We start from the raw sequence: 22,436 nt of genomic DNA, 5'->3' as shown, positions 1-22,436 counted from the left end.
CAGGCGCGGCGGCGAACACGAGCACGATCGGGGGCTCGCGCACGATCTGCGGGTGATGTCGCGTCGACGGGCGCTGTGGATGTTCGGTGCGGCGGGCGCCGCGGGGGCTGCCGCGGTGGCAGCCGGGTGCGCGAGCGACGACGGCGCCGAGGCCGTGACGACGAGCACGGCGGCGTCGACCGAGACGCCCGTCGCCGCACCCGCCGAAACCGCCGGCCCCTACCCCGGCGACGGTTCCAATGGCCCGAACGTGCTGATCGAATCCGGTGTCGTCCGCTCCGATATCACCGGCAGCTTCGGCGCCTACACCGGTGTGGCGGAGGGTGTGCCGCTCACCATCGACCTCACCCTGCACGATCTGGCCGCCGGGACCCTCGGCGCGGGCATGGCGCTGTATCTGTGGCAGTGCGACCGGGAAGGCCGCTATTCGCTCTACAGCGACGGCGTCACCGAACAGAACTATCTGCGCGGAGTCCAGATCGCCGACAGTGCGGGCAAGATCACCTTCGCCTCGATCTTCCCGGCCTGCTACGACGGCCGCTGGCCGCACCTGCATTTCGAGGTCTACGACTCCCTCGAAGCCGCGGTCGCCGGCGACAACGCCCGCCTCACCTCACAGATCGCACTGCCCGAGGACGTCTGTGAAGCCGTCTACGCCTACGACTCCGGCTATTCGGCGAGCATCCCGAATCTGTCGGCGGTATCGCTTGATTCGGACATGGTCTTCGGCGACGGCTGGGACGCCGAGCTCGCCGACGTCACCGGCTCCCCCGCCGCCGGCCTCACCGCCACCCTCACCATCGGCGTCGCGGAAAAATCGGCCAACACCTCCCCCGACGGCGGCGCCCCCGGCGGGATGCCACCGGGCGCGAGCAACGGCCGCCCGCCGGGGCCACCGCCCGGCGGCACCCGCCCGCAGCCCGGCAACTGAGCGATCCCGCCCCGGTCCCCGGCCGCCCGAGGCGCCCCACCTGCGGGTCTGGCAAATACTCCGCGATCGCGCGCGACGCACCCGGCACCGATGCACGCCCCGGCCCGGCGATGGCGGACAATGGGGCGCACGGCAGCGGCCGCCACAGCTCCCCACCTGGCCGGTGAGGATGGCCGCTCGACACAAGGTGTTGTGTTGTCCGGAGTTGTCACCCACAAGGAGTAGTGTTCTGGGTGTAGGGAATTCCGTGACAGCAGCGTGCTCGGATGTGCGCGGGAAAGGCGTGGAGGCAGGATGAAACTGATCGATCGGGTGTCGGCCATCAACTGGAATCGGGTGCCCGACGAGAAGGATGCCGAGGTCTGGGACCGGCTGACCGGCAACTTCTGGCTGCCGGAGAAGGTGCCGGTGTCCAACGACATCCCGTCGTGGAACACCCTGACCGCCGACGAGAAGCAGCTGACCATGCGGGTCTTCACCGGCCTCACGCTGCTCGACACCATCCAGGGCACCGTCGGCGCGGTGAGCCTGATCCCCGACGCGCTCACCCCGCACGAGGAGGCGGTGCTCACCAACATCGCGTTCATGGAATCGGTGCACGCGAAGAGCTACAGCTCGATCTTCTCCACGCTGTGCTCCACCCGCGAGATCGACGACGCCTTCCGCTGGTCGGAGGAGAACCGCAACCTCCAGCGCAAGGCCGAGATCGTGCTCGACTACTACCGCGGCGACGAGCCGCTCAAGCGCAAGGTGGCCTCAACCCTGCTGGAGAGCTTCCTGTTCTACTCCGGCTTCTACCTGCCGATGCACTGGTCATCGCGGGCCAAGCTCACCAACACCGCCGATATGATCCGGCTGATCATCCGCGACGAGGCGGTGCACGGCTACTACATCGGCTACAAGTACCAGAAGGGCCTCGAGCAGGTCACCCAGGCCGAACGCGACGAGCTCAAGAACTACACCTTCGAGCTGCTGTTCGAGCTCTACGACAACGAGGTCGAATACACCCAGGATCTCTACGACGAGGTGGGCCTCACCGAAGACGTCAAGAAGTTCCTGCGCTACAACGCCAACAAGGCGCTGATGAACCTCGGCTACGAGGGCCTGTTCCCCAAGGACGAAACCGAAGTCAATCCGGCCATCCTGTCGGCGCTCTCGCCCAACGCCGACGAGAACCACGACTTCTTCTCCGGATCCGGGTCCAGCTACGTCATCGGCAAGGCCGTCAACACCGAAGACGAAGACTGGGAGTTCTAGAACCGGCGGTCTGCTCGAGCCCGGCGTCCACGATTCGATCGTGGCGTCGGGCTCGAGTTATTTTGTCCGAAGACCGGTCCCCCTCGGTGGGTCGGCGCCCACCCGAGGGAGTTTCGTTGTTGCGTCGCCTGGCCATCGTTGCCGCAGTAGTGATCGGCGGCGTCGGCTGTCAGCAGCAGAGCGCGTCGAGTCCGGTCGATGAGATCTGGTTCACCCCCGCCGTCTCCGAGGCGCAGGTCTCCGAGGTGTTCCAGCGCATCCGCACGGTCGATCCGTGCGCCCTGATACCGCGGTCGGCACTGCAAGAGCACGGGACCGTCGGCGAGGTGCACGTCGGTGGGCAGACGATCAACGGCTGCCGGGCCCGCCTCGACGCCGGCGGATCGGCGGTCGACACCACCTGGGCGCTGGCGTGGGCGCCGGCCGCCAGCACCGTCCAGGAGACCCGGCGGGTCGGTGAGGTCAAGGTCGAGGTGCTCTCACCGGAGGATCTCGGGTCCACCGGGGAGCCGAAACAGTGCTGGGCCACCGCGGAATTCCCGTCGATGGCACAGATCGTGCTGACCGTCGAGGCGCCGACCCCGGTCGACACCTGCGCGATCGGCAACGCGCTGATCGACACCGCGATCGAGCAGCTGCCGAGCAGCCCCGGCTACGGCACCTCGCCGGATTCGGTGCGCACCGTGCTCACCGGCGCCGACCCGTGCGAGGCGCTGCCGAAGCTCGCCGCCACCCCACTGCCCGTGCACGACTATCAGACCGCCCACACCTGCCGGTTCGGCACCGCCGACGCGCCCACCGCCATCGAGTACGGCTACCAGGCCGAAGACGAGATCCGCCGCGATCAGACCGTCACGATGGACAACCGCACCGTCTACGTCGGCCGCGTCGGCGGCGGCCAATTCATCGGCTACACCTTCGCGGTGGGCCAGGAGCTGCCCGGCGGCGCACTGCCCGTGATCACCGTGCTCGGTAAGAATCAGCCGGAGGTCGAGCGGGCCCGCGACCAGCTGATGACCATGTACCCGCTGCCCTGAGCGCGGCGGTCCGGCTCAGATCCCGAGCACCAGCTTCGCGGTGGTGAAGTAGATGATCAGGCCGGTCGCGTCCACCAGCGTGGTCACCATCGGCGCCGACACCACGGCCGGGTCGATCCGCAACCGCTTGGCCAGCAGCGGCATGGTGCCGCCGATGGTCGCCGCCCACCCGCAGATGATGATGAGCGTGACGCCGACGACCACCGCGATGCGCGGGCCGACGAAGAAGGCCCCGATCACCACGCCTGCCCCGGCCAGCATGGCCCCGAGTACCAGCCCCACCCGGCATTCGCGCCAGATCACCTTCAGCAGATCGCTGCCACGAACCTCACCGACCGCCAGCGCGCGCACGCACGCGGTGGCGGCCTGCGCACCCGCATTGCCACCCGCTCCGATCAGCAGCGGGATGAACAGCGCCAGCTGCGCGGCCTGTTCGAGGGTGCCCTCGAAGAAATCGGTCACGCTGACGGTCAAGGTGGCCGCCAGCAGCAACAGCAGCAGCCACAGCGCCCGGTACCGGGCCAGCTGGAAGACCCCCGCCGCCATGTAGTGGCCTTCCCACGGCGCCGAACCGGACTGCTTGGCGACGTCCTCGGTGTCGGCGGCCTCGATGACCTCCACCGCGTCATCGAAGGTCAGCAGCCCGACGAGGCGATCCTCGCTGTCGACGACGGGCAGGTTGAGGTCGTTGGTCTCGCGCATCAACCGGGCCGCCTTCTCCGCGGAGTCGGTGGCGCGGACGAACGCGGGCTCGGTGACGACCAGATCGGCCACCATCGTCTCGGGGCTGCTGAGCACCAGCTCCCGCAGTTCCACGATGCCGCGCAACCGGCGTCCGGTGTCGACCACGGGCAGGGTGTAGACGGTTTCGGCGCCCGCACCCTTGAGCTGCACGGTGCGCAAGGCTTCGGCGACGGTCAGATTCCCCGGCAGCGCAACGACTTCCGGCGTCATATACCGGCCGACCGAGCCCTCCGGGTAGCCGAGCAGGGCGGCGGTCATCCGGCGTTCCCGCGGGCTCAGCCCCGCCAACGCCTTCTTGGCGACCTTGGCCGGTGCCTCGCGCAGCATCCGGGCACGGTCGTCGGGCGCCATGGCCTCGACCAGTTCGCGGAAACTCTGATCCCGCATGCCCTGCAGGATCTGCTGCTGGTCGACCGGCTCCAGCTCTTCGAACACCGCCAGCGCGAGGTCCTTGTCCAGCAGCCGGAACGCGACACCGGCGCCGACGGCGTCCATGCGGGCGATCTCGTCGGCGATGACGTGGGGTGGGTGGGTGTCGAGCCAGTGCAGGGCCGCGTCGACGCGGTGGCGTTCGACGACATCCTGCAGGGATTCCGACAGCGTGGGACGCTCGTGGATCAGTTCGGTCTGCGACATGGCAAAGTCCTCGGCACAGCAGTGAGTTGGCGAGTGAATCGGAAATCGACATCACACCGCGGGCGCTCACGCCAGTCGCTACCGCCGGAAGAACCTGCTACCGGGAACGCGAAGGCGCGGCGCCGCGCGGCCTTCGACTGGGAGGTTCGCTGCGCATCGCAACACCACCTCCTCCGGAATTCGCCGCCGCGTCATATCGCGGCCGGTCCCCACTACCGGCAGGCGGACGCCCACCGGTTCTTATGCAAACGCATTCCCGTGCAGGATACATCCCATCTGTCCCACCCGCGCACCGACACGTTCGTCACACGGCGTTTCACACCCCGGGCGTGTCGGACTACAGCTCCCCGCGTCGCCGCCGTCACACCCGCCGGGCGTCGCACCGGCAGCCGGGCGGACGCAGCCAGAAGCCACTCCGGGCCTGGCGGACTCGGTCGAGCCCCGGCTACTCGGCGTGGCCGCGATTGCCGGCCCGCCAGGATGAGGCGGACCACCCTTCACAGCTGCGGCAGGTAGCTGAGCTGCACCAATTCCGGGGGGCGGGAGCGGGTGACGAAGGTGCCGCGGCCGGGGGGTTGGGTGGTGGGGCGGACGTTGGCGAGCAGCGCGCCTTCCTCGGGGGAACCGCTCAGGACCAGGCCGTCGGCGCCGAGGTCGCGCAGCCGGCCGAGGACCGGGTCGTGCAGGGCGAGTGCGGCGCCGGCGCTGGCGCGGGCGATGATCACGTGCAGGCCGATGTCGTGGCCCTGGGCGAGGAATTCCGCCAGCGGCGCCAGCGGGTTGCCGGTGGAGGCGGCGCAGACCCGCTCGTAATCGTCGACGATGACGAACAGTTCCGGCCCCCGCCACCAGCTGCGGTCACGCAACTGTTGCGGCGAAACGTCCGGGCCTGCGGTGCGTTTCTCGATGAACTGCACGACGGTGTCGACGGCCTCGGTGATCGTCTGCGGTGTGGGCGAATAGCGCGCCACCTGCGGCAGCCCGGAGGACATCTCCAGCAACCGGCGCGCGGGATCGATGATGACCAGCGCCGCCTCGTCCTTGGTGGCCGCGCGGCCGAGACCGTCGACGATATTGGCCAGCAGCGTCGTCTTCCCGGATTCGGCGTCGCCGAAGACCACGAAATGCGGCTGTTTGGCGAAATCCAGCACCAAGGGGGCGAGGTCGGTCGCCCGCAGGCCGATCACCACATGGCGGGCGCTCTGCTCGATCCCCTCCGCGTCGGCGATGGCCAGCAGATTCTCCCGCGCCACCCGCATCGGCAGCGCCCGCACCTCGGGTGCGCGCCTGCCCGGGTAGCGCTGGGCGAGCATCCGACCGGAGGACAGCAGATCACCTGCCGGGGCGCTCAGCTCGGCGCCCGATTCCAGCCGCGGCATCGCGATCATCATGGCCTTGATCCGCGTTCCGGCGCGGACCAGCCCCCGGCCCGGCGTTCCTGGCACGCGCGCCGCGTCGTTCTTGTTGAACTCCGATTCGCCCGGATCGTCGAGGCGCAGTTCGAGTTTGGTGCCGAAACGTTCACGGAACACCGGGCGCAGATGGGCCCACCGGACCGCCGACACGATGACGTGCACCCCGTAGCCGAGGCCATCGGCGGTGAGATCGATCAGATGCTGTTCCAGCGCCTCGTCGTGCCGGCGAGCGTAGCCCCAGTCGTCGACGACGAGGAAGACATCGCCGAACGCGTCCGCCCGCGCCGGATCCGGCGTGGTCGCGCGCCGTCGCCGGTACTCGGCCATCGAGGCGATCCCCAGTTCCTGGAACAGCTGGCGCCGGTTGCTCAGCACCGCGGCGACTTCGGCGACGGTGCGGCGCATACGGTCCGGCTCGCCGCGCCCGACCACCGCACCCACATGCGGCACCTGCTCGAGGTCGGCGAGTGCGCCACCGATATCGAGCACATAGAACTGCACCTGCTCGGGTGTGTGGGTGGCGGCCGCCGACAGCACGATCGTGGCCAAGGTGGTGGATTTGCCCGAGCGCGTCCCGCCCACCACCGCGACGTTGCCGTCTTCGCCGGCCAGCGGCAGCACCAGGGCACGTTGCAGCTGTTCGAACGGATCGTCCACCACCCCGACCGGTAGTTCCAGCATGCCGAAACCGCCGGGTGCCCAGCGGTGATCGGTGATCAGTTCGTCGATGGTGGCAGGCTCCGACAGCGGCGGCAGCCAGATCCGGCGGGCGGGCACACCGGCCGCGCGCACCTGCGATACCAGCGAATCGAGCAGGGTCCGTTGCACACCGCGCGCCTCGGCATCCTGGTCGTGGCGCCGCTCCGGCCGCGCCAGATAGGCGGTTTTGAATCGGATAGGTGCCGCGGCATCGGCTTTCAGGTACGCGAAGCCGGGCGTACTCGGCAACTCATAGGCGTCAGGTACCCCGAGCACCATGCGCGATTCGGCCGCCGAAAACATCCGCAACCCGATCCGGAAGGACAGGTAGGCCTCGAACGGACCGAGCCGATAGCCCTCGAGACGCGCCGAGGACAGCAGTAGATGCAGACCGAGCGCCCTGCCGCGGCGGGCGATGGCGACCAGGGTGTCGCCGAAATCCGGTTTCTGGGCGAGTAATTCGGTGAACTCGTCGATCACCAGGACCAGGGCGGGCAGGGGCTCGAGATCGCGGCCGCGCCTGCGGGCGGAATCGTAGGCGCCGATATCGGCGTAATTGTGCCTGCGCAGCACCTGCCTGCGCCGTTCGATCTCACCGGCGAGGGTGGCCATCAGCCGATCCACCAGCGGCAATTCCGCGGCCAGGTCGTTCACCACGGCCGAGACGTGCGGCAGCGGCTGGAGTCCGTCGAAGGTTTCGCTACCCCGGAAGTCGACGAGCAGGAAGTTCACCGCGTCCGGCGGATGGGTGACGGCCAAACCGAGCACGATGTCCTTGAGCAGCATCGATTTACCGGATCCGGCGGCGCCGACCACCAGCCCGTACTGACCCATCCCCGATTCGCCGACCTGTTTCAGATCCAGCTCCACCGTCTCACCCAGATGGGTGACGCCGATCGGGATGCGCAACCGCTCGTGTTTGGAACGGTGCTGCCAGGCCACTTCGAGGTCGAGCCGGTCGTCTGCGCCGATACCGAACAGGTCGGCGAAATCGACGTTGCCGTCGAAGGAGGGGCGGCGGATCTCGCCGTCGGCCCGGCGAGCCGGCCAGGCCGCCGCGACCCGGCTGACCAGTTCGGCGGCACCGTCGGCCAGATCGGGCAGCACCATCTTGTCCGGCGGCAGTTCCCGCAGGTCGGGCATGGCGATGCGGAACGGGCGGCCGCGGTACAGGGCCCAACCGGGACCGTCGGGCAGGCGGGCGGCCCGCTCCGGGTGGATCCGCGATTCGTGCGGGCGGTGCAGGCGCAGCTCGATATGGGAGGGCAGCAGATCCGCGAGCCAATCCGGCGCCTCGCTCCAATCGCGTACCGTCGCCACCACGTGCACGCCGTATTCGGGGCCGGCGCTGGCCACTTGGCGCAGGATGGCGGCGAAATCGGGGATCTGCTCGCAGAAATCGCCCCACCGGTCCAGCAGCAGGAAGATATCGGCGGCGGGCCCGCCGACCAGTACCGACCGCGCCGCGCGCAGGCTGGCAGGCGAGTCGATGTTGTTGGCGCGGTACATCTTCTTGCGGGAACGGATCTCGGCGACGATGGTCTGCAGCAGGGAGAGCACCTGCTCGGGTTCGTCGTCGCCGGCCACCCCGGCGATATGTGGTAGCGCGCCCATCGACCCGAGCCGATTGCTGGACTCCAGGACATAGATCTGCGCTTCGTCCGGAGCGTGGGTGAGCGCGAGCGAGCCGGTGAGGGTGCGCAGCAGCGTGCTCTTGCCCGCGCCGGCACGCCCGACGACGAGCAGATTGCCGTCGGGGCCCGCGAGGTCCAGCCAGACGGTCTCCCCGGCGGCGCCGTCGGTGCGGCGTTCCTGCCCGACCGGCACCTTCAATCGTCCGGTGCCCCACCAGGCTTCGGCCCGCAGCCCGAGGGTCGCGTCCTGCTCCAGCCGCCCGAGCAGGCCGCCGAGCTGTACACGGTCGCCCACCTCGACCGCACCGGGATGCCTGCGCCGCACCTTGGCGATGTACACCTCGTCCTTGAGCAAGCCGTAGTGGTTCGGCGTCTGCCTGCTGGTGCGGGCGCGCACTTCGGCGAGGGTGTAGGTCCACAGGTCGTGGGCGCTGATGCGGCCGCTGCCGTTGTCGGCCAGGCCGGTGCCGATGCCTTTCACCATGGCAGCGGTGAAGATCGATAGCGGCGCCGATTGATCGGCACCGCCGCGCCCGTCTTCGGCGGTTTCCACCGCACTGGTCGCGGTGAGCACGCAGATGCCCTCACCGGCGGCGAGCTCCTGGCCGACGTCGTCGATGGTCGGCGTCGACTTCATCACGTCGGCGCCGAGGAAGGCCCCGCTGTAGCAGCAGTCGAGCAGGATGACCTTCGCCGCGGCCGCCGAATCCTTGATGAGCTCCCGGATGAACGTGGCCGAGATCCCCGTGCTCGACAACAGTTGCGGATCGGTATTGCTGGTGGCCAGGTACAGGTTCTGCCGGGTGCGCAGGCCGTGGCCGGAGAAGTAGAGCAGCACCACGTCGTCGGGGCCTGCCCCGCGGAACAGGCGCTCGATGCTGCGCTCGATTTCGGCCTTGGATTCGTTGATCAGTAGATCGGTGGGCCGGAAGCCGCCGATTTCCGGATCGCGCAACAACTCTCGCAGTTGTTCGGCATCGGAGACCGGCGCGTAGAGCCGCGACAGCCCGTCGAAATGGTAGGTGTCGTTGGCGATGAACAGCGCGATGCGTTGTCCGGCCGGGCTATTCATCGGTGAGCAGATCCAGCAGCCGGTCGATCTGTTCGGCCGAGGCCGCGGTGATGGTGAGCTCGTCCTCACCCTTCTTGATGGTGATCGACCGTGCCCCCGCCCGGTCGATGAATTTGGCCACGATATCGCGCACCACCCAGGCGGCGGTGCCGAGCGCACCGCCGGATACGGCGAGCTGGCCGATCTGTTCGACCACACCGGATTTCGCGCCCTTTGGCACGGCGACGGGCACCGAGCGCACCCGCACCCCGCGGATCTCCTCGAGGTCGGCGCGTAGCTCGCCGGTGACCTGATCGAGCCAGTCCGGGCCACGGCGACCACCGCCATCGATCACGAATACAACATCACCCACGGCCGCCACCCCTCTGGTCACACACACTCCCTATGCGACCACAATAGCGCCGGCCACCGACAACGTCGCCAAAAGAAATGGCGCGGACCGGTGTTCACCGATCCGCGCCACCGACGAGCGCGCCGGTGCGGCCGCTGCCGTGGTCAGCCGGGCCGGTGCCGATGCCAGTGCCGCTGGGCCTACGTCGACGTCTCAGGACCTGGGCTGACGGCCGAGTTCACCGACCCGTCCGGTCGAGAGGCGTTCTGGTTCGCCAGATCCTCCACGCAGTACATACAAGACTGTTTGAACCTGCCGATGTTCGTGTGATACCGCGTGTGCGCGCTACGCTTACGCGACGGCATCGGTCGGCCCTTTCGAACGGCAGACATCTTTGCCCGAGTCTCAGTGCCTGCTGCCCGCCCATAGTTCGGATTTCCCGCGCCCTTTCGCATCTCCGATAGTCGCTGCCGGGATTCCGCCGGCATCGCGTGTCCGAACCGCGGGTGCGCGTGACCGAATTTTCCGAAGTTGGGATTGGCTTCGACTCAGCACAGAGGCGAACTCCATAGATAACACCATGAGCTGGCCTATCCATGAGAACCCCCGCCCTGCGCCTACGACGAGCAGCGCTTATAGCATACAGCTGACGCAGTTCTCAATTTCGGTCCCCTGCAACGCCATCTGACGCAGCCGGATGTAGTACAAGGTCTTGATGCCCTTGCGCCAGGCGTAGATCTGGGCCCGGTTGAGATCGCGGGTGGTGGCGGTGTCCTTGAAGAACAGCGTCAGCGACAGGCCCTGGTCCACGTGCTGGGTGGCCGCGGCGTAGGTGTCGATGATCTTCTCGTAGCCGATCTCGTAGGCGTCCTCGTAGTACTCGAGGTTGTCGTTGGTCATGTAGGGCGCCGGGTAGTAGACGCGCCCGATCTTGCCTTCCTTGCGGATCTCGATCTTCGACGCCACCGGGTGGATCGAGCTGGTGGAGTGGTTGATGTAGGAGATCGAGCCGGTGGGCGGCACGGCCTGCAGGTTCTGGTTGTAGATGCCGTGTTCCATGACCGAGGCCTTCAGCTCACGCCAATCGTCCTGGGTGGGGATGCGCACGCCCGCCTCGTCGAAGAGCTGCCGCACCCGATCGGTCTTGGGCTCCCACACCTGATCGGTGTACTTGTCGAAGTACTCGCCGCTGGCGTACTTCGATTCCGGGAAGCCACCGAAGTAGCTACCGCGCTCGATGGCGATCCGGTTCGACGCCCGCAGCGCGTGGTAGACCACGGTGTAGAAGTAGATGTTGGTGAAGTCGATGCCCTCGTCGGACCCGTAGTGGATCCGCTCGCGCGCCAGGAAACCGTGCAGGTTCATCTGCCCGAGACCGATCGCGTGCGAGGAGTTGTTGCCCTGCTCGATGGAGGGCACCGAGTAGATGTGGGTCTGGTCCGAGACCGCCGTGAGCGCCCGGATCGCGGTCTCGATGGTCTTGGCGAAATCCGGCGAGTCCATCGTCTTGGCGATATTGAGCGAGCCGAGGTTGCAGGAGATGTCCTTGCCGACCTTCGAATAGGACAGATCGTCGTTGAACTCCGACGGCGTGGAGACCTGCAAGATCTCCGAGCACAGGTTGGAGTGGGTGATCTTGCCCGCGATCGGGTTGGCCCGGTTCACCGTGTCCTCGAACATGATGTACGGGTAGCCCGACTCGAACTGCAGCTCGGCGATGGTCTGGAAGAACTCGCGCGCCTTGATCTTCGACTTGCGGATGCGCTTGTCGTCGACCATCTCGTAGTACTTCTCGGTGACGTCGATATCGGCGAACGGCTTGCCGTAGATGCGTTCTACGTCGTACGGCGAGAACAGGTACATGTCCTCGTTCTTCTTCGCCAGTTCGAAGGTGATGTCGGGGATCACCACGCCGAGCGAGAGGGTCTTGATGCGGATCTTCTCGTCCGCGTTCTCCCGCTTGGTGTCGAGGAAGCGGTAGATGTCGGGGTGGTGCGCGTGCAGGTACACCGCGCCCGCGCCCTGCCGCGCGCCGAGCTGGTTGGCGTAGGAGAAGGAGTCTTCCAGCAGCTTCATGATCGGGATGACGCCGGAGGACTGGTTCTCGATCTTCTTGATCGGCGCGCCGTGCTCACGGATGTTGCTGAGCAGCAACGCCACACCACCACCGCGCTTGGACAGCTGCAGGGCGGAGTTGATGGAGCGTCCGATGGACTCCATGTTGTCCTCGATGCGCAGCAGGAAGCACGACACCGGTTCGCCGCGCTGCTTCTTGCCCGAATTGAGGAAGGTGGGGGTGGCCGGCTGGAAGCGGCCGTCGATGATCTCCTCGACCAGCTCGCGGGCCAGCTGCTCATCGCCTGCGGCCAGCGTCAGCGCGACCATGCACACACGGTCCTCGAACCGCTCCAGGTAGCGCTTACCGTCGAAGGTCTTGAGGGTGTAGGAGGTGTAGTACTTGAACGCGCCGAGGAAGGTCGGGAACCGGAACTTCTTGGCGTAGGCCTGCTGGAACAGGCTCTTGATGAACTCGCGGCTGTACTGGTCCAGTACCTCGCGCTCGTAGTAGTTCTCGTCGATCAGGTAGTCCAGCTTCTCGTCCAGGTTGTGGAAGAAGACGGTGTTCTGATTGACGTGCTGCAAGAAGTACTGGTGGGCGGCCTCACGGTCCTTGTCGAACTGGATCTCGCCGTTCGGGCCGTACAGGTTCAGCATCGCGTTGAGGGCGTGGTAATCGAGTACCTCGCCGCCCTCCGCGCCCCGGATGGGGGCCTGCTCTAGGCGGGCCGTCTTACCGGTCGGTGCTGTCGTTGTTGCTGCCAAAACAATCCCAATCCCTCTCGGACGCGCTCGACGTCCTCCGCGGTTCCCATGAGTTCGAAGCGATACAGGTACGGCACCCCGCATTTGCGCGAGATCACCTCTCCCGCATAGCAGAAGGTCTCGCCGAAGTTCGTGTTGCCGGCCGCGATGACTCCGCGCAGCAGGGCGCGGTTGTGCGGATCGTTGAGGAACTTGGCGACCTGCCGCGGTACGAAGTCCTTATCGGACCGGCTCCCCCCGAGAACGTGCCGACCGCCCCCGTAGGTGGGGACGATCAGCACGTAGGGTTCGTCGACGCGCAGCGAATCGGCGGTGTGCAGTGGTATGCGAGTCGCCGGGAGACCCAGCTTCTCGACGAAACGATGTGTGTTCTCCGACGCGCTGGAGAAGTAGACCAGCGCGTTGTCCGAGGCGTCGGAGGACTCGGACATGGCCACCTCCCTCTCACATCGGAAGGACGGATGCGTCGGATCAGGCCGCGACGGCCAGCGACTTGATGCGGTCGGGCCGGAAACCGGACCAGTGCACGTCGCCCGCGACGACCACGGGGGCCTGCAGGTAACCCAGCGCCATGACGTAATCACGCGCCTCGGCGTTCTCGGAGATGTCGATGACTTCGTAGTCCACCCCGGCCTTGTCGAGGGCCTTGTAGGTGGCATTGCACTGGACGCAAGCGGGCTTGGTGTACACGGTGATGGTCATTGATGATGTCCCTCTCTCCTATGCCTGATCCACAGCCGGTGATCCGTATGCAGTGCCTGTGACAGCAAGATCCTGGTTGCTGCGCAAACTCCTGGATCTGGCCCGAAATCCCCTGCTCGGGCCGGTCCTCACTGGGTCGGGCTAGGTGCTCTCGCTTGCCCCGCTCCAGTACCGAAGACACTACACCTAGTGGCCGACACTTTGGAACAACACGACATGTTGCGAGTCACAAGAATGAAATTTCGTCGCCGTAAGTCCCTGGACAGTCGATTCGCAAGCCGACACGACCGTGTCACAGATCACAATTCGATACTTCGGCGCTTCCCCAGCAAACCCTTGCATCACGTCGGTCACAAGCGCCTCGAGCGCCTCCTGCGCCTATCCCGCCCCATCGTCACCACCCTCGCATGAGGCCGTCGCGACCCAGAAACGACGGTGCCGCCCGCATCCGGCGAAGGAAGCGGGCGGCACCGTCGGCGGTACGCGGGATCAGGCCGAGACGAGCTCGTCTCGCGCGGCGCCGACCAGCTCGGCGATCGTGGCCGACAGGGCGGTCAACGCCTCGGCGTCCTCGCGCGGATGCGCGGCGCCGAACCGCTCGCCGATCGTGGCGAAGTGCAGATGCGCGGTCTCGACGATCCGCCCGCCCGCGACGCCGACGGACTTGACCGCGTCGCCGTGCGCCCAGCGCGCCGCGTTGGGGCTGATGGAGGCGCTCACCACCGCGACCGGCTTGTCCTTGATGGCACCGGCGCCGTACGGGCGCGAGAGCCAGTCGATGGCGTTCTTCAGCACGGCGGGCAAGGTGCCGTTGTATTCGGGGGTGACCAGCAACAGGGCGTCGGCCTCGGCGGCCGCGGCCCGCAGCGCCTGCGCGGCGGCCGGCACCGAACCCTCGACGTCGAGGTCCTCGTTGTAGAACGGGATCTCGGCCAGGCCCTGGTAGATCGAGATCGCGGCGTCGTCCGGGGCGATCTGCACCGCGGCCTCGGCGAGCTGGCGATTGATCGAGCCGGCGCGGAGGCTGCCGACGAGGGTGAGGATGCGGGTCGTGCTCATGTCTTCTCCTGGTCTACTGGTAGCGACTGCCGATGTAAGCTATGGGTTGATAACCGGACCGTGGTCCGAATAATTCCTACCGAAGTAGGCGTGCCACCAGTGAGCTACAACACCCCTGTGCCCGAACCCCTCATACCCGGTACCGCCGACACCTCGGCCAGGGCGGGCGATGCCGGACCGCTGCTCCACATCGGCGCGCCGCTGCCGGGAATCAGCGAACCCACCGAACGCGCCGACGCCGCGCGCAACCGTGCGCTCCTGCTCGATGCCGCCCAGCAGCTGGTGCGCGAGCACGGCGTCGACGGACTCACCATGGACGCGCTGGCCAAGCGTGCCGGCGTCGGCAAAGGCACGGTCTTTCGCCGCTTCGGCAACCGGACCGGGCTGATGCTCGCCCTGCTCGACCATTCCGAACGCAAGTTCCAGGAGGCGTTCATGTTCGGGCCGCCGCCGCTGGGCCCGGGCGCCCCGCCGGTGCAGCGACTGGTGGCCTTCGGGCGGGCGCGACTGCTCGACATCGAGGTCGAGGGCGAACTGCACCGGGCGGCGGAGATGGGCTCGGCCGACGAACGGTACGGCGGACGGCCCTACAACCTGCTCAAGACCCACGTCTCGATGCTGCTGCGGCAGGCGGTGACTCCCGGCGACATCCCGTTGCTGGCCGATGCGCTGCTCGCCGCGCTGAGCGCCGCGCTGGTGCTGTACCAGATCCGCGCTCAGGGCTACACCAGAGAGCAGATCGGCGATCACTGGGAAGGTCTCGTTCGGCGTGTGGCGGGGCCCCATCCGCCAGTAGAGTGAGCGGCTATGGGGAACCTGCGTGCACAGATCATCGCCGAGCTCGGCGTCCAGCCGTCCATCGAGCCGAAAACCGAGGTCCGGCGCCGGATCGATTTCCTCAAGGACTATCTGCGCGCCACACCGGCGAAGGGATACGTCCTCGGCATCAGCGGCGGCCAGGACAGTGCGCTGGCCGGGCGGCTGTGCCAACTCGCCACCGAGGAGCTGCTGGCCGAGGGTGTCGAGGCCACCTTCATCGCGGTGCGGCTGCCCTACGGCGTGCAGGCCGATGAGGCCGATGCGCGGATCGCGATGAACTTCGTCGCGCCGCAGCGGTCGGTAGTGGTCAATGTGCGCCCCGGCGCCAATGCCGTTGCCGCCGAGGTCGCCTCGGGATTGCAGGTGCCGAAGCTGCGCGATTTCGTGCGCGGCAATATCAAGGCCAGGGAACGGATGGTGATCCAGTACGCCATCGCCGGTCAGGAGAATCTGCTGGTGGTGGGCACCGACCACGCGGCCGAGGCGGTCACCGGCTTCTTCACCAAGTTCGGTGACGGTGGCGTCGACCTGACTCCGCTCACCGGCCTCACCAAGCGTCAGGGCGCGGCGCTGCTCCAGGAGCTCGGCGCACCGGCCTCGGTCTGGTCCAAGGTGCCGACCGCCGATCTGGAAGACGATCGCCCCGCCCTGCCCGACGAGGAAGCACTCGGCCTGCGCTACAGCGAGATCGACGACTACCTCGAGGGCAAAGAGGTCAGCGCGGAGGTGGCGCAGCGGGTGGAGGACATCTTCCTGAAGACCCGGCACAAGCGCACGGTGCCGGTCACCCCGCTCGACGACTGGTGGCGCTGAGCCGCGCGACTCGCCGAACTCCGCCGGCGCGACGCGCTGAGCGGCCGCTAGTTCGACGGCTCCGGCTGCTCCGGGTGCGCCTGCTGCGCGGCGATCACCTCATCCAGGCGCCGTCGCAGAAACCGCGCCGCCGGATCGGTGCCGATCCGCGCCAGGGCCTGGCGGTAGTGCCGCTCCGCCGCACGATGTCGACCGGCCCGGCGCAACAGGTCCGCACGCGTGGCCGAGACGAGATGGTTGCCCGCGAGCCGCGGATGGTCCGCGATCTCGTCCAGGGCCGCGAGCCCGGCCTCCGGGCCGTCGAGGAAGCCGATGGCGACGGCGCGATTCACCTCGATCGCGGGTGTCCAGGCACCGGCCTTCAGCTCGTCATAGGCGGAAACGATGGCGGCCCAATCGGTCTGCTCCCAGCTCGGGGCGACGGCATGTGAGGCGGCGATCCTGGCCTGCGCGAGGTACTTTCCGCCGCCGCCCTCCTCGGCGGCCGCGACCAGACACGAGAGGCCCGCCCGGATTTTCGTCCGGTGCCAGCGGCGGCGATCCTGCTCCTCCAGCGGAATCAGCTCACCGCCCGCACCGCGACGTTGGGCGCGGCGGCTGTCGGTCAGCAGCATCAACGCCAGCAGGGCCCTGGCCTCCGGCTCGTCCGGCATCAGCTCGCACACCAGGGTGCCGAGCCGAATCGCCTCATCGCACAGCTCATCTCGCACCGCCTCAGGGCCCGACGTGGCGAAATAGCCCTCGGTGAACACCAGGTAGATGCAGGCCAGCACGGCCGGAGTGCGTTCGGGCAGCAGCTGCGGGGGCGGCACCCGCAGCGGGATGCCCGCGTCACGGATCTTGGCCTTGGCCCGGCTGAGGCGTTGCGCGACCGTGGATTCCGGTTGCAGGAACGCCCGCGCGATCTCGGCCGTGCGCAGCCCGCACACCAGCCGCAAGGTCAGTGCGACCCGGGATTCCGGCGCCAGCGCGGGATGACAGCAGGTGAAGATCATGCGCAGCTGATCGTCGGCGATCGAGCCCACATCCGGCTCCTCGTCCTCGGGTGCGAGTCGGGCGGCAGCGTATTCCTTGGCCTCGCGGGAGGATTCGCGCCGCAGACGGTCGAGGGCCCGGTGCCGGGCGGCGGTGGTGATCCAGGCGCCGGGGTTGTCGGGACTGCCGCGGCGGGGCCAGGTGCGCAGCGCGTCGGCGAACGCTTCCTGAACGGCGTCCTCGGCCAGACCGACATCGCCGGTCAGCCGAGCGAGCGTGGCGACAGCCCGGCCGAACTCGGCGCGGTAGACGCGATCGAATTCGGCCGGCTCGGTGGTCACGGACACAGTGCTACTACTGGCCGAGGTCGACGATCTGGCGCAGTTCGGTGCGCCCCTTGGCGCCCAGCGGGATCTGGGCGGCGATCTCCGAGGCCGCTTGCCGATCAGGGGCCGCGAACAGATAGAACCCGTCGACCACCTCCGCGGTTTCGGCGAAGGGGCCGTCGGTGATGGACAGTTCGCCCTCCCGCATGCGCAAGGTCGTCGCCGATGACGGTGGCCGCAGCGCACCGCCCCCGCGTTTCGCCGCACCGACCCGGTCGGCGAAGCGCTGGTGCTCGGTGAGCGCGGCCGCCCATTCCGGGGTGTCCGGGACGATCACCGCGTCGGCGCGATCCCACAGCAGCGCCATCCACCAATCGGCCCCTGGTGTGTCGTGCGGGGTCCACTGCACCAGCGGGCGCAACTCGACCGCACCCGTCTCGACCGCGGGGAGCTGCCTGGCGAGTCCGATGGCCTCGTCGAGGTCGGCCACGTCGAAGACGTAGAACCCGCCGACCACCTCGGCACCCTCGGCGAACGGGCCGTCGGTGAGCAGTGTGGTGTCACCGTCACGGGTAACGTTCACCGCGGTACTGGACGGATACAGCGCCGCACCGCCCGCGATGGCGGCGGCGACCCGCTCCTCGAATTCCGCGTACCGCTGGACCTCCGCGTCGAACTCCGCGCTGCCCGGAAGTGCTTCCGGATCGTCATCGCGCCCGACGAGCAATGCCAGGTACTGCATGGCGTCATCCTTCCTCGAATCGGAGGAGCCCGATACCCCTCTCATCAGCACGACGGATGACGATCGCGGTTCTCGACATCGCTGCCGACATCGATGCGGATCAGCCTGCCCGGCCGCTCACGCCCGTGCGAAAACCGGTCAGCCGCCGGCGAACGGCGGCAGGACGTCGACGCGCGGGGGCAACGCGACGGCGGCATCGCGGGTGAGTTCGTCACCGACGAGATAGGCGCAGACGTCGAGCATCTTGTCCAGGTCGGGGCCGTACTCGCGGGCCAGGGCGGTGCGCAGGTCACCGACGGTGGCCCCGGCGGGTAGGTCGAGCGTTTCGGTGTCCTTGCCGACCGCGTCGGCGATGGCGGCGAAATAGCGGACCTCAACCACCGATGGCTCCCATCGTCCGTTCGGGTGGGACGAAACCGGCCGCGTCGATGCCGTGGCCCGCCCACTTGTTCCACATCGCGCCCCGCCACAGCTGGGCGATCTCGGCATCATCGGCGCCCGAGCGCAGCACCGCGCGCAGGTCGAACTCCTGATCGCTGAACAGGCAGGAGCGCAGCATGCCGTCGGCGGTGAGCCGGGTGCGGTCGCAGGTATCGCAGAACTTCCTGGTCACCGACGCGATGATGCCGACGGTCGCGGGCCCGCCGTCGACCAGCCAGCGCTCCGCCGGCGCCGACGGATCCGATCGCCCGGCGGCGGTGAGTTCGAATCGGGTGCCGAGCACCTCGAGCAGTTCGGCCGCGGTCACCATGTTCGTGCGCGCCCACTCGTGATCGGCGTCCAGCGGCATTTCCTCGATGAACCGCAGCTCACAGCCCTCGTCCAGGCACCAGCGCAGCAGGTCGGGCGCACCGGCGAGCGTCTGGCGCATCAGCACCGCGTTGACCTTCATCGGGGCCAGGCCGGCGTCGCGGGCGGCGCGGATGCCTGCGAGCACGGAGTCGAGCCGGTCGCGGCGGGTGAGGGTGGCGAAGCCGAAGCGGTCGACGGTGTCGAGCGAGACGTTGACCCGGCCGAGCCCGGCGCGCGCCAGTCCCTCGGCGCGATGTTCCAGACCGACCCCGTTGGTGGTCATGGCCAGCGGCGTCTGCGGTACCTGCGCATGGCAGCCCGCGATGATCTCTTCCAGATCGCGGCGCATGAGCGGCTCGCCGCCGGTGAAGCGGATCTCCCATATGCCCAGCTCACGCACGGCGAGCGCGACCAACCGGACGATCTCGGCGGCGGTCAGCAATTCCTCGTGCGGAATGGCGGGCAGGCCCTCTTCCGGCATGCAGTAGGTGCAGCGCAGCGAGCATTTCTCGGTGATCGAGACCCTGAGGTCGCGGGCGACGCGGCCGAATCGGTCCACCAGCAGCGGTGTTTCGGGGCGGCCGTCGAGCGAGGGACGCCCGGACCGCACGGCGGGGATGCCCATCTCGACCAGCGTCACCCCTCCATTATGACCCGTCGGCCGCTGGGCACCACGGCGCCGTCACCGTCGCCACACCTCACAATCGCCGCGGTCCAGGGGTGAGACGATGGCCGCGACCATGGCCGCGACCTGCGATTAGGCTGAGCGCATGACTACCCGGTCCGCCACCGTCGCCGTCCGGTCCGTCGACGAATATCGCGACAGCATCGAGACGCTGCTGCGTCCGCTCGCGGCGCGACCGGTCGAGACCGTCGCCGTGTCCGCCGCCCTGGGCAGGCAGCTGGCCGACACCGTGCGCGCCCCCGTCGACCTGCCGGTCTTCCGTAACTCCGCGATGGACGGCTACGCGGTGCGCGCCGCCGACGTGGCCGTCACACCGGTGACACTGCCGCTGTCGGGCGTGGTCGCGGCAGGCGATCCCGGCCTGGAGCCGCTGGCGCCTGGCACCGCGCGCAAGGTGATGACCGGTGCGCCGGTGCCGCCGGGCGCCGACTGCGTGGTCCCGGTGGAAGACGCGCGCGGCGAGGCGGGTGCCGTCGTCGTCGAGCGCGGGCGCAGCCGGGGCGAGTTCGTGCGGGAACCGGGCACCGACGTCCGGGCCGGTGACGAACTGGTCCCCGCCGGGACGCTGCTCGCGCCACGGCATATCGCCGCGCTGGCGGCGGTCGGCCTGCCGTCGGTGCGGGTGTTCGAGCCGATCCGGGCGGTGGTGATCACCAGCGGTGACGAACTGGTCCCCGCGGGCACCGCGCTGGCGCCGGGCCAGATCTACGACTCCAACGGCATCGCGCTGGCCGCCGCGCTCACCGCGAACGGCGTCGCCGTCGCCGGCGTCGAACACAGCGGCGACCAGCCCGCGCAGTTCCGCCGGATACTGTCGGCCGCAACGCGTTCGGCCGACGTGGTGTTCACCACCGGCGGGGTGTCCAAGGGCGATTTCGAAGTGGTCAAGGACGTCCTGGAACCGATGGGCGGGCAGTTCGGCTCGGTGGCGGTGCAGCCGGGTGGCCCGCAGGGTTCGACCGTGGTCGATGGCGTTCCGGTGCTCAGCTTCCCCGGTAATCCGGTCAGCGCGATGGTCTCGTTCGAGGTGTTCGCCCGTCCGATGCTGCGCCGCCTGGCCGGGCTGCCCGAGGTGGAGGTCTTCGAACTGCCCCTGCTGAGCGCCATCCGTTCACCACGGGGCCGCCGCCAATTCCTTCGGGGCCGGCTGGCCCGTACCGCGGGCGGGCCGCGCGCGGTGGAGGTGGTGTCCGGGCCCGGCTCGCACCTGGTCGCGAGCATGGCGGCGGCCGATGTGCTCATCGATGTGCCCGCCGAGGTCGATGCTCTGCCGGTCGGCGCGACTGTGCGAGTGTGGTCGCTGTGAACGAGTTGTCGCATGTGGACGCCGAGGGCCGCGCCCATATGGTTGATGTGAGCGCCAAGGCCGAGACGACCAGGGTCGCGGTCGCGGCGGGTGAGCTGCGCACCACCGCCGAGGTGGTCGCCTTGGTGCGCGCCGACGATATGCCCAAGGCCGATGTACTCTCCACCGCCCGGATCGCCGGCATAGCGGGCGCGAAGAAGACCTCCGAGCTGATTCCGCTGTGCCATCAGCTGGCGTTGTCCTCGGTAAAGGTGGCCTTCGGGTTCACCGAGGATTCGATCACCATCGAGGCCACCGCGAAGACCAAGGGGCCCACCGGTGTCGAGATGGAGGCGCTGACCGCGGTGGCCGTCGCCGGGCTCACACTGCACGACATGGTCAAGGCCGTCGATCCGGCGGCCGTGCTGACCGGAGTCCGACTACTCACCAAAGACGGTGGCAAGCACGGGCATTGGGAACGGCCCGCGGCCGAGTCCGGCGGCGCCGATCGGGTGGTTCCCGCCACCCCCTCCGATGCGCGTGCCACCGAGGTGTCCACCGAGTCCGCGCGGCCCGGCAAGTCCGCCGTCGTGCTGGTCGCCTCGACCGGCGCGGCCGCGGGCACGCGCACCGATACCACCGGTCCCGCCCTCACCGAATGGCTGCGCGGCCTCGGGTTCTCGGTACGTGGCCCGCTGATCTACGCCGACGCCGATATTGCGGCCGGCCTGGCCGAGGCATTGGGTGACGCGCCCGAGCTGGTCGTCACCACCGGCGGCACGGGCGCCTCCCCCACCGACGCCACCCCGGAAGCCACCCTCGCCGTGCTGGATCGGGAGCTGCCCGGCGTCGCCGAGGCCATCCGGCAGCGCGGCACCGCGAAGTTCCCGCTCGCCGCATTGAGCCGCGGGGTGGCGGGACTGGCCGGCCGGACGGTGATCGTGAACCTGCCCGGCTCCCCCGGCGGGGTCAAAGACGGTATCGCGGTGCTCGAGCCGTTGCTCGGGCATCTGCTGGCTCAGGTCGCGGGAGGCGGTGACCATGACAACGGGTGATCTGGTGCGGCTGGCCGAGATCAGTGATCGGCCACTGGATCCGGCGGTGGTCGACGCCGCCGTCGCGGGCCCCGAGCACGGCGCGGTGGTCGTGTTCACCGGGGTGGTACGCAACCACGATGGTGGGCAGGCGGTCTCGGCGCTGGAGTATTCGGCACATCCGGACGCGCAACGCTTTCTGCGTCGTTGCTGCGCGGAGCAGGCCGACGCCTCCGGGCTGCCGGTGGCCGCGGTACACCGGGTGGGCAGCCTGACGATCGGCGATCTCGCCATCGTGGTGGCCGTCGCCGCGCCGCATCGGGCCGAAGCCTTCGCCGCCTGTGCCGAACTGGTGGACCGGATCAAACACGAGGTGCCGATCTGGAAGCGACAGCTGTTCGCCGACGGGCTATCGGAATGGGTCAACGCCTGCGGCTGAGCGTTCGACCTGCGGCGGAGCACTCGAGCCACGGCCGGATTGTCGTTACCGCGACAGGATGACGCGCTCGCGAGATGTCGCATACGAGACAGATTTTCCGTGTTTACGCGGGGATTCTTTCGGGTAAACTCTGGCCTCGTTTCGTGACGAGTCATGGGATGTCCGTATACGGTGGCCGTCAGGTGC

The 22,436-nt window shown here is 68.4% G+C and carries 19 protein-coding genes; 8 read left to right on the top strand and 11 right to left on the bottom strand.

All coding sequences use genetic code 11. The features are described 5' to 3' along the window. Positions 1-55: 55 nt before the first annotated feature. The 3 genes from AC5W7N_RS08845 to AC5W7N_RS08835 all read left to right on the top strand — a co-directional run bounded on the left by AC5W7N_RS08845 (position 56) and on the right by AC5W7N_RS08835 (position 3,225). Entirely contained in the window at positions 56-931 is an 876-nt protein-coding gene (locus tag AC5W7N_RS08845; protein ID WP_495924062.1) for a dioxygenase family protein, read from the top strand. 294 nt (positions 932-1,225) lie between these two features. Beyond that, the gene (nrdF, locus tag AC5W7N_RS08840; protein WP_014352279.1) at positions 1,226-2,188 is read left to right on the top strand and encodes a class 1b ribonucleoside-diphosphate reductase subunit beta; all 963 of its coding nucleotides are present in this window, start codon (positions 1,226-1,228) and stop codon (positions 2,186-2,188) included. A gap of 116 nt (positions 2,189-2,304) precedes the next feature. Continuing rightward, positions 2,305-3,225, top strand: coding sequence for a hypothetical protein (locus AC5W7N_RS08835; RefSeq protein WP_495923494.1), 921 nt, complete (start codon positions 2,305-2,307; stop codon positions 3,223-3,225). Positions 3,226-3,240: 15 nt separating this feature from the next. Here AC5W7N_RS08835 and mgtE read toward each other — a convergent pair whose 3' ends face one another. The 7 genes from mgtE to AC5W7N_RS08800 form a co-directional block, all read right to left on the bottom strand. Continuing rightward, the gene (gene mgtE / locus AC5W7N_RS08830; RefSeq protein ID WP_163816198.1) at positions 3,241-4,605 is read right to left on the bottom strand and encodes a magnesium transporter; all 1,365 of its coding nucleotides are present in this window, start codon (positions 4,603-4,605) and stop codon (positions 3,241-3,243) included. 497 nt (positions 4,606-5,102) lie between these two features. Next, positions 5,103-9,425, bottom strand: a complete 4,323-nt coding sequence (gene eccCb, locus AC5W7N_RS08825; protein WP_495923493.1) for a type VII secretion protein EccCb — start codon at positions 9,423-9,425, stop codon at positions 5,103-5,105. Further along, a complete protein-coding gene (locus tag AC5W7N_RS08820; protein ID WP_228815128.1) occupies positions 9,418-9,777 on the bottom strand; it encodes a hypothetical protein in 360 nt (119 codons plus the stop codon). The genes eccCb and AC5W7N_RS08820 overlap by 8 nt, the downstream gene beginning before the upstream one ends. Positions 9,778-10,389: 612 nt before the next feature. After that, positions 10,390-12,471, bottom strand: coding sequence for a class 1b ribonucleoside-diphosphate reductase subunit alpha (gene nrdE, locus AC5W7N_RS08815; protein ID WP_495924061.1), 2,082 nt, complete (start codon positions 12,469-12,471; stop codon positions 10,390-10,392). A 62-nt stretch (positions 12,472-12,533) separates the two neighbouring features. After that, positions 12,534-13,010, bottom strand: coding sequence for a class Ib ribonucleoside-diphosphate reductase assembly flavoprotein NrdI (nrdI, locus tag AC5W7N_RS08810; protein ID WP_163816946.1), 477 nt, complete (start codon positions 13,008-13,010; stop codon positions 12,534-12,536). Positions 13,011-13,050: 40 nt separating this feature from the next. Next, positions 13,051-13,281, bottom strand: coding sequence for a redoxin NrdH (locus tag AC5W7N_RS08805; protein ID WP_163816944.1), 231 nt, complete (start codon positions 13,279-13,281; stop codon positions 13,051-13,053). A gap of 489 nt (positions 13,282-13,770) precedes the next feature. Beyond that, a complete protein-coding gene (locus AC5W7N_RS08800) occupies positions 13,771-14,340 on the bottom strand; it encodes an NAD(P)H-dependent oxidoreductase (RefSeq protein WP_195019791.1) in 570 nt (189 codons plus the stop codon). Between the two features lie 180 nt (positions 14,341-14,520). Here AC5W7N_RS08800 and AC5W7N_RS08795 point away from each other — a divergent pair, with 180 nt between their 5' ends. After that, entirely contained in the window at positions 14,521-15,141 is a 621-nt protein-coding gene (locus AC5W7N_RS08795) for a TetR/AcrR family transcriptional regulator (protein WP_228806544.1), read from the top strand. A 6-nt stretch (positions 15,142-15,147) separates the two neighbouring features. Beyond that, on the top strand, positions 15,148-15,972 hold the full coding sequence (gene nadE / locus AC5W7N_RS08790) for an NAD(+) synthase (RefSeq protein ID WP_163816938.1): 825 nt from the start codon (positions 15,148-15,150) through the stop codon (positions 15,970-15,972). Positions 15,973-16,019: 47 nt separating this feature from the next. Here nadE and AC5W7N_RS08785 read toward each other — a convergent pair whose 3' ends face one another. From AC5W7N_RS08785 to moaA, 4 genes are all read right to left on the bottom strand, one after another. Next, complete coding sequence (locus AC5W7N_RS08785) at positions 16,020-17,288, bottom strand: RNA polymerase sigma factor (RefSeq protein ID WP_195019792.1); 1,269 nt, start codon at positions 17,286-17,288, stop codon at positions 16,020-16,022. Between the two features lie 13 nt (positions 17,289-17,301). After that, on the bottom strand, positions 17,302-18,015 hold the full coding sequence (locus tag AC5W7N_RS08780) for a YciI family protein (protein ID WP_163816933.1): 714 nt from the start codon (positions 18,013-18,015) through the stop codon (positions 17,302-17,304). Positions 18,016-18,153: 138 nt separating this feature from the next. Continuing rightward, positions 18,154-18,396, bottom strand: coding sequence for a MoaD/ThiS family protein (locus AC5W7N_RS08775; protein WP_163816931.1), 243 nt, complete (start codon positions 18,394-18,396; stop codon positions 18,154-18,156). Further along, positions 18,389-19,447 (bottom strand): GTP 3',8-cyclase MoaA, encoded by a 1,059-nt coding sequence (gene moaA, locus AC5W7N_RS08770; RefSeq protein ID WP_195019793.1) that lies wholly within the window; start codon positions 19,445-19,447, stop codon positions 18,389-18,391. The genes AC5W7N_RS08775 and moaA overlap by 8 nt, the downstream gene beginning before the upstream one ends. Before the next feature lie 130 nt (positions 19,448-19,577). Between moaA and AC5W7N_RS08765 the strand changes: the two genes are divergently transcribed. From AC5W7N_RS08765 to AC5W7N_RS08755, 3 genes are read left to right on the top strand one after another with little or no spacing between them, the layout of a single operon-like run. Further along, positions 19,578-20,798 carry a molybdopterin molybdotransferase MoeA gene (locus tag AC5W7N_RS08765; protein WP_195019794.1) on the top strand — a complete coding sequence of 407 codons (1,221 nt, stop codon included), beginning with the start codon at positions 19,578-19,580 and terminating at the stop codon, positions 20,796-20,798. A 38-nt stretch (positions 20,799-20,836) separates the two neighbouring features. Beyond that, a complete protein-coding gene (gene moaCB / locus AC5W7N_RS08760) occupies positions 20,837-21,832 on the top strand; it encodes a bifunctional molybdenum cofactor biosynthesis protein MoaC/MoaB (RefSeq protein ID WP_228815571.1) in 996 nt (331 codons plus the stop codon). Continuing rightward, positions 21,819-22,250 (top strand): molybdenum cofactor biosynthesis protein MoaE, encoded by a 432-nt coding sequence (locus AC5W7N_RS08755; RefSeq protein ID WP_195019795.1) that lies wholly within the window; start codon positions 21,819-21,821, stop codon positions 22,248-22,250. Before moaCB ends, AC5W7N_RS08755 begins: the two co-directional genes overlap by 14 nt. Positions 22,251-22,436: the final 186 nt, after the last annotated feature.

It is taken from the genome of Nocardia sp. CDC519 (assembly GCF_059509835.1).
The sequence above is the reverse complement of the archived record's forward strand: the minus strand, read 5'-3'. Positions and strand labels throughout refer to the sequence as shown.

Bases quoted from the DNA above. Each gene is read 5' to 3' on its own strand.
- AC5W7N_RS08845 (WP_495924062.1), top strand. From the start codon at position 56: ATGTCGCGTCGACGGGCGCTGTGGATGTTCGGTGCGGCGGGCGCCGCG.
- nrdF (WP_014352279.1), top strand. From the start codon at position 1,226: ATGAAACTGATCGATCGGGTGTCGGCCATCAACTGGAATCGGGTGCCC.
- mgtE (WP_163816198.1), bottom strand. From the start codon at position 4,605: ATGTCGCAGACCGAACTGATCCACGAGCGTCCCACGCTGTCGGAATCC.
- eccCb (WP_495923493.1), bottom strand. From the start codon at position 9,425: ATGAATAGCCCGGCCGGACAACGCATCGCGCTGTTCATCGCCAACGAC.
- nrdE (WP_495924061.1), bottom strand. From the start codon at position 12,471: ATGCTGAACCTGTACGGCCCGAACGGCGAGATCCAGTTCGACAAGGAC.
- nrdI (WP_163816946.1), bottom strand. From the start codon at position 13,010: ATGTCCGAGTCCTCCGACGCCTCGGACAACGCGCTGGTCTACTTCTCC.
- AC5W7N_RS08805 (WP_163816944.1), bottom strand. From the start codon at position 13,281: ATGACCATCACCGTGTACACCAAGCCCGCTTGCGTCCAGTGCAATGCC.
- AC5W7N_RS08800 (WP_195019791.1), bottom strand. From the start codon at position 14,340: ATGAGCACGACCCGCATCCTCACCCTCGTCGGCAGCCTCCGCGCCGGC.
- nadE (WP_163816938.1), top strand. From the start codon at position 15,148: ATGGGGAACCTGCGTGCACAGATCATCGCCGAGCTCGGCGTCCAGCCG.
- AC5W7N_RS08780 (WP_163816933.1), bottom strand. From the start codon at position 18,015: ATGCAGTACCTGGCATTGCTCGTCGGGCGCGATGACGATCCGGAAGCA.
- AC5W7N_RS08765 (WP_195019794.1), top strand. From the start codon at position 19,578: ATGACTACCCGGTCCGCCACCGTCGCCGTCCGGTCCGTCGACGAATAT.
- moaCB (WP_228815571.1), top strand. From the start codon at position 20,837: ATGGTTGATGTGAGCGCCAAGGCCGAGACGACCAGGGTCGCGGTCGCG.
- AC5W7N_RS08755 (WP_195019795.1), top strand. From the start codon at position 21,819: ATGACAACGGGTGATCTGGTGCGGCTGGCCGAGATCAGTGATCGGCCA.